Annotated in this window: 18 protein-coding genes and 1 tRNA gene; 15 read left to right on the forward strand and 4 right to left on the reverse strand. The window is 61.1% G+C overall.

Annotated features, from left to right (window positions below; translation table 11 throughout):
* Nucleotides 1-3: 3 nt before the first annotated feature.
* Together ACZ9IU_RS11660 and mgtE are read right to left on the reverse strand one after the other, a co-directional pair.
* Nucleotides 4-396, reverse strand: a complete 393-nt coding sequence (locus tag ACZ9IU_RS11660) for a MerR family transcriptional regulator (RefSeq protein WP_038543106.1) — start codon at nucleotides 394-396, stop codon at nucleotides 4-6.
* Nucleotides 397-453: 57 nt separating this feature from the next.
* Nucleotides 454-1872 (reverse strand): magnesium transporter, encoded by a 1419-nt coding sequence (mgtE, locus tag ACZ9IU_RS11665; protein ID WP_038543108.1) that lies wholly within the window; start codon nucleotides 1870-1872, stop codon nucleotides 454-456.
* Between the two features lie 204 nt (nucleotides 1873-2076).
* Between mgtE and ACZ9IU_RS11670 the strand changes: the two genes are divergently transcribed.
* The 3 genes from ACZ9IU_RS11670 to ACZ9IU_RS11680 all read left to right on the forward strand — a co-directional run bounded on the left by ACZ9IU_RS11670 (nucleotide 2077) and on the right by ACZ9IU_RS11680 (nucleotide 3458).
* Nucleotides 2077-2568, forward strand: a complete 492-nt coding sequence (locus ACZ9IU_RS11670) for a peptide deformylase (protein WP_038543110.1) — start codon at nucleotides 2077-2079, stop codon at nucleotides 2566-2568.
* A gap of 67 nt (nucleotides 2569-2635) precedes the next feature.
* Complete coding sequence (locus tag ACZ9IU_RS11675) at nucleotides 2636-2893, forward strand: BON domain-containing protein (RefSeq protein WP_051899717.1); 258 nt, start codon at nucleotides 2636-2638, stop codon at nucleotides 2891-2893.
* A gap of 73 nt (nucleotides 2894-2966) precedes the next feature.
* Nucleotides 2967-3458 carry a BON domain-containing protein gene (locus ACZ9IU_RS11680; protein WP_038543111.1) on the forward strand — a complete coding sequence of 164 codons (492 nt, stop codon included), beginning with the start codon at nucleotides 2967-2969 and terminating at the stop codon, nucleotides 3456-3458.
* 14 nt (nucleotides 3459-3472) lie between these two features.
* Here ACZ9IU_RS11680 and ACZ9IU_RS11685 read toward each other — a convergent pair whose 3' ends face one another.
* Entirely contained in the window at nucleotides 3473-3895 is a 423-nt protein-coding gene (locus ACZ9IU_RS11685; protein ID WP_038543113.1) for an OsmC family protein, read from the reverse strand.
* A 184-nt stretch (nucleotides 3896-4079) separates the two neighbouring features.
* Nucleotides 4080-4164 (reverse strand) — tRNA-Leu (locus tag ACZ9IU_RS11690).
* Between the two features lie 175 nt (nucleotides 4165-4339).
* On the opposite strand from ACZ9IU_RS11690, the gene lipB reads away from it, so the two are divergent.
* The 12 genes from lipB (at nucleotide 4340) to ACZ9IU_RS11750 (ending at nucleotide 13101) form a co-directional block, all read left to right on the forward strand.
* On the forward strand, nucleotides 4340-5068 hold the full coding sequence (gene lipB / locus ACZ9IU_RS11695) for a lipoyl(octanoyl) transferase LipB (RefSeq protein ID WP_038543116.1): 729 nt from the start codon (nucleotides 4340-4342) through the stop codon (nucleotides 5066-5068).
* 62 nt (nucleotides 5069-5130) lie between these two features.
* A complete protein-coding gene (locus ACZ9IU_RS11700; protein WP_038543117.1) occupies nucleotides 5131-6051 on the forward strand; it encodes a DMT family transporter in 921 nt (306 codons plus the stop codon).
* 157 nt (nucleotides 6052-6208) lie between these two features.
* A complete protein-coding gene (locus tag ACZ9IU_RS11705; RefSeq protein ID WP_157885131.1) occupies nucleotides 6209-6862 on the forward strand; it encodes a hypothetical protein in 654 nt (217 codons plus the stop codon).
* A gap of 678 nt (nucleotides 6863-7540) precedes the next feature.
* Nucleotides 7541-8269 carry a zinc metalloprotease gene (locus tag ACZ9IU_RS11710; RefSeq protein ID WP_498957211.1) on the forward strand — a complete coding sequence of 243 codons (729 nt, stop codon included), beginning with the start codon at nucleotides 7541-7543 and terminating at the stop codon, nucleotides 8267-8269.
* Between the two features lie 77 nt (nucleotides 8270-8346).
* The gene (locus tag ACZ9IU_RS11715; protein WP_038543121.1) at nucleotides 8347-8961 is read left to right on the forward strand and encodes a GNAT family N-acetyltransferase; all 615 of its coding nucleotides are present in this window, start codon (nucleotides 8347-8349) and stop codon (nucleotides 8959-8961) included.
* A gap of 105 nt (nucleotides 8962-9066) precedes the next feature.
* The gene (locus tag ACZ9IU_RS11720) at nucleotides 9067-10194 is read left to right on the forward strand and encodes an S-(hydroxymethyl)glutathione dehydrogenase/class III alcohol dehydrogenase (RefSeq protein WP_038543123.1); all 1128 of its coding nucleotides are present in this window, start codon (nucleotides 9067-9069) and stop codon (nucleotides 10192-10194) included.
* 86 nt (nucleotides 10195-10280) lie between these two features.
* A complete protein-coding gene (locus tag ACZ9IU_RS11725; RefSeq protein WP_038549224.1) occupies nucleotides 10281-10469 on the forward strand; it encodes a YegP family protein in 189 nt (62 codons plus the stop codon).
* 90 nt (nucleotides 10470-10559) lie between these two features.
* A complete protein-coding gene (locus ACZ9IU_RS11730; protein ID WP_038543124.1) occupies nucleotides 10560-11006 on the forward strand; it encodes a YaiI/YqxD family protein in 447 nt (148 codons plus the stop codon).
* Between the two features lie 17 nt (nucleotides 11007-11023).
* A complete protein-coding gene (locus ACZ9IU_RS11735; protein ID WP_038543127.1) occupies nucleotides 11024-11686 on the forward strand; it encodes a DUF1345 domain-containing protein in 663 nt (220 codons plus the stop codon).
* Between the two features lie 17 nt (nucleotides 11687-11703).
* A complete protein-coding gene (gene fghA, locus ACZ9IU_RS11740; RefSeq protein ID WP_038543130.1) occupies nucleotides 11704-12537 on the forward strand; it encodes an S-formylglutathione hydrolase in 834 nt (277 codons plus the stop codon).
* A gap of 41 nt (nucleotides 12538-12578) precedes the next feature.
* The gene (locus ACZ9IU_RS11745; RefSeq protein WP_038543131.1) at nucleotides 12579-12860 is read left to right on the forward strand and encodes a hypothetical protein; all 282 of its coding nucleotides are present in this window, start codon (nucleotides 12579-12581) and stop codon (nucleotides 12858-12860) included.
* Nucleotides 12835-13101 carry a CopG family antitoxin gene (locus ACZ9IU_RS11750; protein WP_038543133.1) on the forward strand — a complete coding sequence of 89 codons (267 nt, stop codon included), beginning with the start codon at nucleotides 12835-12837 and terminating at the stop codon, nucleotides 13099-13101. The genes ACZ9IU_RS11745 and ACZ9IU_RS11750 overlap by 26 nt, the downstream gene beginning before the upstream one ends.

Raw genomic sequence — 13101 nt, forward strand, 5'->3', positions numbered from 1 at the left:
AGATCAGGTGCCGACGCCGATTTCGGCCAGCCGGGTCAGGCAGGCTTCCTCGACATTGTCGAGCTCCGTCAGCGTATCGTCGATATCCTTGCGCTTCTGGCGCAGGTCGTTGCGCTTTTCATCGAGGCGCGTCATCAGGAGCTTGAGCTGCCCGAGCTCGCCCGGCGGTTCCTTGTAGACCTGGATGATTTCGCGAATCTCGGCGATCGTGAAGCCGATCCGGCGGCCGCGCAGGATTTCCTGGATCAGCCGGCGATCCGTTGCCCGGAAAAGCCGCGTGCGACCCCGGCGTTCGGGGTGGATAAGGCCCTCGTCCTCGTAGAAGCGCAGCGTGCGGGTCGATACCCCGAATTCACGCGTCAGCTCCGTAATGCTATAATATTTGTTCACGTTCATGTCCTGCTACTCGTCAGCCAAACTAATTGACTTTTACGTAACAGTCAATTTTTGGGCTCAGCGGAGCATGAACCACCAGGTCGCCAAGCCGAGAAACGAGAAGAACCCGGTCGTGTCGGTAATCGCGGTCACGAACACCGCCGACGATACCGCCGGGTCGGCCCCGGCCCGGTCGAGAAGCAGCGGGATCATGATGCCGGCCATGGCGGCTGCAAACATGTTGATCAGCATGGCCGTGGCGATCAGCCCGCCGATATGGACATCGTGGAACCACAGACCGGCTACCACGCCAACGAGACAGCCGATCACCACGCCGTTGATCAGGCCGACGCCCGCCTCGCGTCGTGCGACGCGCCAGGCATTGTGAATGTCGAGATTGCGGGTCGCAAGCGCGCGCACCGTCACCGTCATCGTCTGCGAGCCGGCATTGCCGCCCATGCCCGCGACGATCGGCATCAGGATGGCGAGCGCCACCACCTGTTCGATCGTCGCTTCGAACAGCGAGATCACCGAGGCCGAAATGAAGGCGGTGAACAGATTGACCAGCAGCCACGGCACTCTTGACCGCGAGGTCTCGCGCACCGAGTCGGACAGTTCTTCGTCGCCGACGCCCGAGAGGCGCATGATGTCCTCTTCCGCCTCCTCCTGGATAACGTCGACCACGTCGTCGATGGTGAGCACGCCGACCAGCCGGCCGTTGTCGTCGACGACGGCTGCCGAGATGAGGTCGTATTGCTCGAAGAGCTGGGCTGCCTCTTCCTGGTCCATGTCGGCGGGGATCGGATAGTTCGTCTCCCGCATGATCGTCTCGATCTTCACCTGCCGCTTGGCGCGCAGGATGCGGTCGAGGTCGAGCACGCCGAGCAGCTTGAAGGTCGGGTCGATGACGAAGATCTGGGTGAAGCTCTCCGGCAGGTCTTCCTCGTCGCGCATATAGTCGATCGTCTGGCCGACGGTCCAGAACGGCGGCACGGCGACGAATTCCGTCTGCATGCGGCGGCCGGCCGACTGTTCCGGATAATCGAGCGCGCGGCGCAGCCTCACCCGCTCCGTGAACGGCAGTTGTGCCAGGATCTCTTCCCGGTCCTCGTGGTCGAGGTCTTCGAGAATGTAGACCGCATCGTCCGAATCGAGCTCGCCGATCGCCGCCGCGATCTGCGCGTTCGGCATCTGGTCGACGATCTCCATACGGATATTTTCGTCGACTTCGGTCAGTGCGGTGAGGTCGAAATCGTCGCCGAGCAGCCGCACAAGCGCATGGCGCTGGTCGGGCAGGATCGCTTCGAGCAGGTCGCCGAGTTCCGATTCGTGCAGCCGCGCCACATGGCTGCGCAGGAAAAGCGTGTCGCGATCAGCGATTGCGGCGCCGACCATCGCCAGGAAGTCGGCGCGGATCGCACCGTCCTCGGAATAGATGTCGTCACCGGCATCGTCGGTTTTTGTGCGCAGGCGGTGGTCTTCGCCGATATCGCTCATCTGCCGCCCTCACTGCTGGTCTTTGACAAAACGAGAATGGCGGCAAAAAACATATTGTCAACAACCGGATAGCTGCACCCGGCGCTATTGCTCCTGCCACCGGTTTTCCTGCTAGAACAATTGCCGTTCCGGGTCCAGAGCGCATGGCGAAACGACGCGGAAAAACCCGATAGGCAGCGCGATAGACAGAAAGAGGAGTTCGAAATGGCCATCCGGACCATCCTGAAATATCCCGATCCGGGCCTTTCCAGGCCATGCGAACCGGTAACCATTTTCGACGCTGCCCTAGCCGCCCTCGCCGACGATCTCCTCGATACGATGCGGGCGGCACCCGGCGTCGGGATCACCGCCGCGCATATCGGCGTCTTCACTCGGCTCGTAGTGCTGGAATTGTCGGGACAAAGCGGCCCCCGTTTCTATGCGAATCCGGAAATCCTGGTCTCCTCTGACGAGCTGATGCGTAACACGGAGGGCAGCGTCTCCATGCCCGGCGCCAATGACGAGGTCGAACGGCCGAAAAGGGTCAGGTTCCGCTACCAGGATCTTGCGGGTGCCGTGCATGAAGAGGACGCCGACGGGTTTTATTCCATCTGCATGCAGCACGAGATCGACCAGCTCGACGGGATTTTCTGGCTTAAAAGGCTGTCCCGCCTAAAGCGCGACCGGCTGCTGCGCAAATGGGACAAGGGAAAATAAACGGGGCAGCCGAACTAAATTCGAGTTCGCCCGTTGTCAGGTCGCAATCCAGCGAGGAGCTACGACCATGAATGCGACAGCAGACAAGACCGCAGCCGAGCTCGAGCGACAGGTGTCCGAGCGCCTGGCGGCACTGCCGGACGTCGATTCGTCGATGATCGAACCACATGCCGAGGGAACCAAGGTTATTCTCGAGGGTTCTGTCGATACCGTGTTCTCCGCCCGCAAGGCGGTGTTGAGCGCGGAAACCGTGGATGGCGTACATGATGTCGAAAGCCACCTGACCCTGACGGGTCAAAGGAATGGCGCATCCACGAGCCACTGAGGCGAAATCCCCGGCGCGCCGGCCTTTAAGGAGGGGGTGCGCCGGGTCCATGTGGGAATGATAGGAGACTGCGGTGCCGGGCAAGAAAAAAGCTGACGACATTTCCCGCGAGGAAGATTTTCGCGATTACGACGACCGCAATATCGACGAAGGCTGGCCCTACGACGATGCATCCGGTGCCCGCCCCGTCGACAACGCCGCCTATGGCGATCCCAAGGCCAATTTCGACAGCGACCGCAACCGAGGCTATCAGGTGGACGGTGTCGAACGCGACGGGTCGGAAGAGCGCCTGGCCGATAGCATCCGCCCCGGCACCAAGGGTATCGAGGAGGCCGACGATCTCGAAGAGCGGGTCACCGACGCGATCGACGAGCTGGACATGATCGACATGGCGTCCATCGACGTGCATGTCGAGGACGGCACCGTCACGCTCGAAGGAGCCGTCGACGATGCGGCGACCTCTCGCAAGATCGCCCGCCGGATCCAACGTGTCGCCGGCGTCCGCGAACTGGTCAACAACCTTCGCCTCGAAGGCGTCGACAGCCACATTCCCGACGACGATTGACGGCCCGAAGACGCCTAAGCGCTCGTCAGCAGGATATCCGGTAAATTTTTCAGAGTATTGCTGACGGTGCAGATTTCCTCGGCCATATGGGCGATCTGCTTTTTCTGCTCGTCGTCGAAATCCCCTTCAATCCGGAAATCCACGACAAACCTGGTGATCCGGGACGGTCCTTCATGGGCTTTCTCGCCGGTCACATGCACCTTCACCTCGCTCAGCCTGTCGAGGATGCCGAGCTTGCTTGCGGCGATGCGACCGCTGAGCACGAGGCAAGCGGCGAGCGATGAAAACATCAGGTCGAGTGGATTGAACCCCGGCTCGGAAGCGCCCGTCACCACTTCCACCTGACCACCCGTCTCACTCGTCACCTGCGGGTGACCGAGGCGTCCGAGCATCGCCGTCGCGCCGATCGGCCGCGTCTTGATTTTCAGTTCGACCATTGTTTGTCCTTACCTTGCACATACGAGCTTGGATCAGGCCAATAGATAAGCGAGGAATTTCAGGATCGCATCCGGAATGCGCGATATGACTCGATGTTTTGCCATCGAAGCGGCAGATGGGCCTGATTTCCCGGATGCGATTTCATCCGGGCAACAAAAAACCCGCCGAAGCGGGTTTTTATTTTGGTGCGGTCGAGAAGACTCGAACTTCCACGTCTTGCGACACAGCGACCTCAACGCTGCGCGTCTACCAATTCCGCCACGACCGCATCGTGGTAGATGCCGACTTGCGCCGGCGGGGCTGCATGTAGCAAAAGCATTTGGGGTGCACAAGTGCGCCGTGACAGATTTTTGAAGGATAAAAATTGCAAGTGTGAATGCCTATATAAACCGGGCCGAAACCAGGCCCTTGCCGCACCCTTTTGTTTTTGCCAGAAGATTTCCATGCTCACACGCACCGACCTCAATCTGTCCATGCTGCCGCAAACAGGCTCGCCTCCGGTGCGCTGGCGAATCTCCGATGGACTCGTTCCCTATGAGGAAGCGGTTGCAGAGATGGAGCGTGAGGTGGCGGCGATCGCCGATGGCCGAGCCGACGAACTCGTCTGGCTGCTCGAACACCCGCCGCTCTATACCGCCGGCACCAGCGCCGACGCCGCGGACCTGATCGACCCGGACCGGTTTCCGGTGTTTTCCACAGGCCGCGGCGGCGAATACACCTATCATGGTCCCGGCCAGCGCGTCGCTTACGTGATGCTGGATCTCAAACGCCGGCGCCAGGACGTGCGCGCCTATGTGGCGGCGCTCGAGGAGTTGATAATCCGCACCCTCGACATGATGAACGTGCGCGGCGAGCGGCGCGAGGACCGCGTCGGCGTCTGGGTGCGCCGGCCGGAAAAACCGCTTCTGCTGGACGGTTCGATGGCGGAGGACAAGATTGCCGCGCTCGGCATCCGGCTGCGCCGCTGGGTCAGCTTCCACGGACTCTCTCTCAATGTCGAACCGGACCTCTCGCATTTCACCGGCATCGTCCCCTGTGGCATCAGTGCTTACGGCGTGACGAGCCTCGTCGATCTCGGCCTTCCGGTGATGATGGCCGACGTGGATATGCGCCTGCGTGAAGCTTTCGAGGAAATCTTCGGTGCCTCGGTTTCCGAAGCAGCTGTAACCTGATCTTGGCTTGAACATTGCCGCCCGCTGTGGTTGAAGAACCCGGTTCCTCGAAAGTGCCGGGCATGCCCTCTTCCACACCTGAAAATCCGCTGAAGGGCATGGCCATCATGGCCACCTGCATGGTCATCCTGCCGTTGATGGATGCCATCGCCAAATATATGGCGACCTTCGAGGCGATGTCGCCCGCGCAGGTGACATTCTTCAGGTTCTTCTTTCAGCTCGTCTGCATCCTGCCGCTTGTCGTCTTCACCGGGGCTGCCATCTTCCGGCCGAAGCGCCCGTGGATGAACCTGCTGCGCGGCGTGCTGCATGCGGCCGCCAGCCTGATGTTCTTCGCGGCCGTCAAATACATGCCGCTCGCCGATGTCTTCGCCATCTATTTCGTCGAACCCTTCATGCTCACCATGATGTCGGCGATCTTCTTGCGGGAAAAGGTCGGCCGGCGGCGGTGGCTGGCGATCGTCGTCGGTTTCAGTGGCGCCATGATCGTCATCCAGCCGAGCTATGCGATCTTCGGCGGGACGGCGCTGCTGCCGGTCGCCTGCGCCTTCCTCTACACGCTCTACCTGTTCCTCAACCGCGCGATCGGCGAGGCCGACTCGCCGCTGGTCATGCAGACCATGGCAGGCGTCGGCGGCACGCTGTTCATGGCGGCGGCGCTAGTGGCCGGAGATAACGCTGGGGCCGCGGATTTCGCGCCGTCGCTCCCCGCCTCTTGGCTCGGTCTCATCCTGCTGATGCTGCTCGGTTCCATTTCAGGCTACATGCATCTGCTCGTGGTGCGGGCCTTCCGGCTGGCGCCGCTTTCACTGCTGGCACCCTTCCAGTATTTCGAGATCATCTCGGCGACCGTGCTCGGTTACGCCCTGTTCGGCGACTTCCCGACCACCTCCAAATGGCTCGGCATCGCCGTCATCGTCGCCTCCGGCCTGTTCATCATCTGGCGGGAACGTTCCAAATCGAAGCAGCTCGAAACTGTTTGACGGCCTTGTTTCCCGCCGGTTAACCGCGCTTCTTTTCTGCCTCTCAACTTCTCTCATTTATCCCCCACATTCAGTTTCATGATGAAACGGAGAAATGAAGATGAGCGGGTTCCGCTTTTCTTTTCCGGCATGTGTCATCGCCGGGAAGGGTCGGATTGTGGCCGACGATATTTTGATGCTGCGCAAATATGCGTTCCCGGACGGCATTTGCTCCTCCGAAGATGCGCTTGTCCTTTTTGCGCTGAATGATTCCTGTCCCGAACAAAGCCCCGAATGGTCGACCTACTTCGTCGAAAGCCTGGCGGCATATCTCGTGTGTGACACCGATCCGATGAGGCGCATTGACGACGCAAAGGCTGGCTGGTTAATGCGCACGATCGCCGTCGACGGAGCCGTTCGTTCCGCGCTGGAGCTCGAATTGCTTCTGCATGCTATGGAAGTGGCGTCCGAGGTACCGGAGAGCCTGTCGGCCTTTGCGCTCGACCAGGTTCGCCTGGCCCTCGATCCTGGGGCACGCGGTGCCTATCATGCCGCCCGCCCCGCCTCTGCCGGCATCACAGCCTTTGATCTCACCTATATCTGGCGGGTGCTGCGCGGCGCGATGGAGCGAGGCCGGCTGCTGCTCTCGCCGGTCGAAGCGCTGGTCCTGCGCGAGATCGATGAACTGACCGATGCTAGAGCCCATCATCCCGCCTGGCGGGAGATGATCGCGGCGGTGGCGACCTATGAAAGGCCGAAGGAAGTGCTGCGCTCCGGTCCCTGGCTGGTGACCGATGCCGGGCATCGGCTGACGCGAGAGGTGGCGGCCTGACAAACAGCCGGTCGCGACGCGTTGCACGGCTGCTCGTTCGCATTTTATCGGTTGGCTAAACCGCCTGGAAAATCAATCGGCCTAATGGTGTCTGTGATGATCGGCCAATCGCGAGCCGACAGGCTCCCGAGGTCGATATGACGCCTATTGTCTCCGCCGTCCTGTTGCTGACGATCAATCTCGGCCTGCTCTGGCTGCTGATGGCAGCACCCGTCGGCCGCCGCACCATCACGCTGCATCGGACGCTCGAAATCGCTCCGGAACGTCTCTGGCGCGCCTTTCACCCCGGCGGCGAAGAGGCGAGCTGGAACCCTTCGATCCTCTCCTCCTGGATGGAAGGGAACCGCGGCGGGATAGAGATCGCTTACAGCCATCCCGACCGGCACGGTGCGCCGATCCGGCGGGTCTTCAAGGTGGACGAAACTGTCGATAGTGCCCAGCTCAGCTTCGAGAGCCGTGCACGCGTGGTGGACGACACCGCGCTCGACATTTCTTTCTGGCGCAACTTCGAGGAATACCGCGCCGTGTCGGCCGCGCCTGGGCGGTTCCACGATCACCCTTGCCCAGACGGACAACTATCGCGGCCTCGGCGTTTACCTGTTTCGTTATTTCATGATCCGCCGCGAGCTCTCGTCGCTGACTGCATGGCTGAAAAACGGCCGGCCGAAAACAGGCGGCATGATCGAACATCCGCTCACCCAGATAGTCCTGGCACTCCTCTCGACGCTGCTGCTCTGGCCCTTTTTCGGGCTGACTGCGGCAGGTCTGACGATCTCCACGATTCTGACGGTGGTCATCGTGCTGCATGAACTGGGGCACATGGCCGCCTATCGCGCCTTCGGGCATGAGAGGGTCAGGATGATCTTCGTTCCGCTTCTTGGAGGCATCGCCATCGGCGGTCGGCCCTACAACAGCCGCTTCGAAGTCGCCACCTGCGCGCTCATGGGCGCAGGTATGTCCGCCTTTCTCGTGCCGGTGGTGATTTCCGTCCACGATCTCTCAGCCACCCACCTGTTTTCTTCGTCGCTGCGGCAACCCGCGCTGGTCTTCCTGCTAATATTAGGTGCCTTCAACCTCCTCAATCTTCTGCCCATGTACCGCTTCGACGGCGGCAGGGTACTGAGGCAGATCTTTCCGACCCGCAGCCTGCTCGTCGCCGGCAGCTTCGGAATTACGCTCTTGATGTTGTGGGTCGGCTACCGGATCGGGCTGTCCTCCACCGCCCTGATCGCGGCACTTGCCGTGTTCACGCTGATGAGCCTGATCGGCTTTTCGTCCGTCAAGCCGCGCGAAACCCTTGAGCAAATGCATCCCGGCGAGCGGTTGATGGCAGGCCTCGGCCTCTATGCCGCGGTCGCCATCCATTCCTACGGTCTTGTCTACGCCTGCGACCGCCTGTTCGGCTGATCACCCGCGCTCCATATCACTCGATATCGCCGTCTCCGCCCATTGACATCAACCCGCCAAGCGGCTCCAAAGGTTACATGAAAAGCGAAAACCCCGCACTATCATCCGGCTATTCCGCCGTACCTCCGGGCAAGATTGCCACCGTCGTGACCTGCCTCGAAATGTTCGAGAAGCCGCGCAGGAAAACCGCGACGGCGCCGGACACGCTTACCCTGGAACGCTGGCAGTCTCCTGCTCCCGACGAATATCGCGCGCTGTTCCGGGCGGTCGGCGAGAACTGGATGTGGGTCTCGCGGCTGGTCATGAGCGACGACGAACTTGCCTCGGTCCTCAACGATCCGCGGGTCGAGATTTACGTGCTTCTCGACGGCGGCCGCCGGATCGGCCTCCTAGAGCTCGATTTCCGTCAACAGGGCGAATGCGAGCTCGTCTATTTCGGCCTCGTCGCCGGTGCGATCGGCAAGGGCGCCGGCCGTTTCATGATGAACTGGGCGATCGAGAGGGCCTGGGCGCATCCGATCCGTCGTTTCTGGGTGCATACCTGTCACTTCGACCACCCGGCCGCAATGCAGTTCTATCAACGGTCCGGCTTCACGCCCTACGCGCTGATGGTCGAAGTGCTGGACGATCCGCGCCTGACCGGTCTGACGCCGCGCACGACGTCTCCGCACGTGCCGCTTATCGGTCCTTGATCCGCTCACCGAAATGCGACCGCGAACGGCTCGTTCCGGCTTGAGCCGGCCCCCTCGCCTGTGCCAAGGTCGCGCCGAATCTATAAAGCCTCAAGGGAGAACATCATGGATGTCCGCGCCGCCGTCGCCGTTCAGGCTGGCAAACCGCTCGAAGTCATGACCGTACAGCTCGAAGGCCCCCGCGCCGGCGAAGTACTGATCGAGGTGAAGGCGACCGGCATCTGCCATACCGACGATTTCACCCTGTCCGGCGCCGATCCGGAAGGCCTCTTCCCGGCGATCCTCGGCCACGAGGGCGCCGGCATCGTCGTCGACGTCGGCCCCGGCGTCACCTCTGTCAAGAAGGGCAATCACGTCATTCCGCTCTATACGCCGGAATGCCGCGAATGCCCCTCCTGCCTGTCGCGCAAGACCAATCTCTGCACCGCCATCCGCTCCACCCAGGGCCAGGGGCTGATGCCAGACGGCACCTCGCGCTTCTCGATCGGCAAGGACAAGATCCATCACTATATGGGCTGCTCGACCTTTGCGAACTATACGGTTCTTCCGGAGATCGCGGTCGCCAGGATCAACCCGGACGCCCCCTTCGACAAGGTCTGCTACATCGGCTGCGGCGTCACCACGGGCATTGGTGCGGTCATCAACACCGCCAAGGTGGAGATCGGTGCGACAGCCATCGTCTTCGGGCTCGGCGGCATCGGTTTGAACGTCATCCAGGGCCTGCGGCTTGCCGGCGCCGACATGATCATCGGCGTCGACCTCAACAACGACAAGAAGGCCTGGGGCGAACGCTTCGGCATGACCCATTTCGTCAACCCGAAGGAAGTCGACGGCGATATCGTTCCCTATCTCGTCAACCTGACGAAGCGCGGCGCCGACCAGATCGGCGGAGCCGACTATACGTTCGACTGCACCGGCAATACCAAGGTCATGCGCCAGGCGCTCGAAGCCTCGCATCGCGGCTGGGGCAAGTCGGTGGTAATAGGCGTTGCCGGCTCCGGTCAGGAAATTTCCACCCGTCCCTTCCAGCTCGTCACCGGCCGCACCTGGATGGGCACGGCCTTTGGCGGCGCTCGCGGCCGCACCGACGTGCCGAAGATCGTCGACTGGTACATGGAGGGCAAGATCGAGATCGACCCCATGATCACCCACACGATGCCGCTCGAGGACATCAACAAGGGTTTCGAGCTGATGCATGGCGGCGAATCGATTCGCAGCGTAGTGATTTACTGAGCGCGGTATCGGGTGCTTTCCGGAACGCGCCTCATTGTTACGAATAAGTCCACGATTTCAACTCCGATGAATGGGAGATGCAGAAGATGTACAAATTCGAGATTTATAAGGACAAGGCCGGGGAATACCGTTTCCGCTTCAAGGCTCCGAACGGTCAGACCATGTTCTCCTCTGAAGGTTATTCGGCCAAGGCTTCTGCCGTGTCGGCCATAGAATCCATCAAGAAGAACGTACCCGGCGCAACGGTCGACGACCAGACGACCGCCGTAGCCTGATACCGCTTCCCGCGCGCGGCCCGCCGGGGCGGGCTGCGTTGCCTCCCCCCATTCGGGGAGCCGACCGGGTTGAGGCCGGAGTATCCATCCATGATCTACGTCGATGCCGATGCCTGTCCGGTCAAGCCGGAGATCCTGAAAGTCGCGGAACGCCATAACTTCGAAGTGACGTTCGTCGCCAATTCCGGCCTTCGCCCGTCCCGCGACCCGATGGTCCATAATGTCATCGTCTCCGCCGGTTTCGACGCCGCCGACAACTGGATCGCCGAACGCGCCGGCCCCGCCGATATCGTCGTCACCGCCGACGTGCCGCTGGCGGTACGCTGCGTTGCCTCAGGCGCGCTGGTGACCGGCCCGACCGGCAGGGTCTTCGATGAAACCAATATCGGCATGGCGAGCGCCATGCGCGATCTCGGAGCACATCTGCGCGAAACAGGCGAAAGCAAGGGCTATAACGCCGCCTTTTCGCCGCGCGACCGCTCGAAATTCCTGGAAACGCTGGACAGGCTCTGCCGCCGCGCCAAATCAGCCACGTGAGCGATCGGAAAACCCGGATGCCGAGCCCCTGGCGCAAACTGACCTATCACCGGCATGGCCCGTTCTTCGCCGGCACCATCGCTTCGCTGGTCTGTCTGCCGTTCCTGTTCCTTTCCGTGCCGCAACTTGCGCCCGGCATCGCGGTCATCGTCTTCTTCCTGATCTATCTCGTCATGATGGCCGCCCGCATCCCGAAGCTCGATGGCGCCACGTTCAGAAAGAAAGGCCAAAACGACGACGAGCCTGCGCCGGTCATCTTAGGGGTAACGTTGCTCGCCGTTGCCGCCGCCGTGGTTTCGCTGTTCGAAGCGCTGAACCGTTCGCAGCCTGCGGGCCTTGCCTCCGTCTCGCTAGCCTTCGCATCCGTCGTGCTCGGCTGGCTGACGATCCATACGATGTTCGCCATGCATTACGCCCATCGCTTCTGGCGGCCGGACGAGCAGGCCGAAGAGAATGAGGCGAAGCGAGGCGGCCTCGATTTTCCCGAAACCGACGAGCCCGGCGCCTACGATTTTCTCTACTTCTCGTTCGTCATCGGAATGACCGCCCAGACATCGGACGTCCAGATCACCACGACCGACATGCGCCGCATCAATCTCGTGCATGCGGTCGTGTCATTCTTTTTCAACACCGTCCTTGTCGCCGCGGCCGTCAACGCCGTCGTGTCGATGGGCAATTGATATTTTCGAGGAGCACGATGAAGGTCCTTTCCCAGAACACCGCCTTCGGCGGCATGCAGGGCGTGTTCATGCACGAATCCGAAGCCTGCAAATGCGAGATGACCTTCGCCGTCTTCGTGCCGCCTCAGGCAATCAGGGAGCCTTGCCCCGTCGTCTGGTATCTATCGGGCCTTACCTGCACCCATGCCAACGTCATGGAAAAGGGCGAATACAGGCGGATGGCCGCGGAACTCGGCCTGATCGTCATCTGCCCGGATACCAGCCCGCGCGGCAATGACGTACCCGACGAACTCACCAACTGGCAGATGGGCAAGGGCGCCGGCTTCTATCTCGATGCAACGGAAAAGCCGTGGGCCGAGCACTACCAGATGTACACCTACATCACCGAGGAACTGCCGAATTTCGTCAGCCAGCATTTTCGCATGGACATGGACCGCCAGAGCATTTTCGGCCATTCCATGGGCGGCCATGGCGCCATGACGATCGCGCTCCGGAACCCCGACCGCTTCAAGAGCTGCTCTGCCTTCGCGCCGATCGTCGAGCCCTCGACCGCCGACTGGTCGGCGCCCGCCTTCGAGAAATATCTGGGCGCCGACCGCTCAGCCTGGCGGCAATACGATGCCTGCGCACTGGTCGAGGACGGTGCGCGTTTTCCGGAATTCCTGATCGACCAGGGCAAGGCCGACGGCTTTCTCGAAAACGGCCTGCGCCCTTGGCTGTTCGAGGAAGCGGCCAAGGGAACGGATATCAGCGTGACGCTGCGGATGCACGAGCGCTACGATCACTCCTATTATTTCATCTCGACCTTCATGGACGACCATCTGCGCTGGCACGCGGAACGGCTGGGCTAGGCGCTTGATCAACAGTAGTCTCGGATATATATTCCATATGCATGGAGATTCACTGGTCGGACGAAAAGAATGATCTTCTCAAACAGAAGTTCGGTTTCGGCTTCGAGAGAATCGTGATCGCCTTGAGTGAGGGCATGCTCCTTGATGACCGCCGCCACGTGAATATCGAGCGGTATGCGCATCAGCGTCAATTAGTCGTGGAAATCGAAGGCTATGCCTTCATAGTGCCATATGTCGAAACGGAGCGAGGGGTTTTTCTGAAAACCTTTTTCCCCAGTCGCAAGGCGGTAAGAAGCCGTGAGCAAGAGCAAACTTGGCAGTGAACTGAGTGAGCAGGAAATCATCGCGCTCTCGGAGACCGATGAATGGGTGCCTGTTGGTGAAATCGAAGAACGCAAACGTCTCTGGCAGGATGCCGCGCGTAACGCGATCGACGGCAAGCGGCAGAGGATTTCCATTTCCATTCCGGAAAGAGATCTCGCGCGCCTGAAAGCCAAGGCGCTGGAACAGGGCATGCCCTATCAGACGCTGATCAATTCGATCCTGCACAAATACGTTTCCTAA

Source organism: Mesorhizobium sp. USDA 4132, from assembly GCF_056279545.1.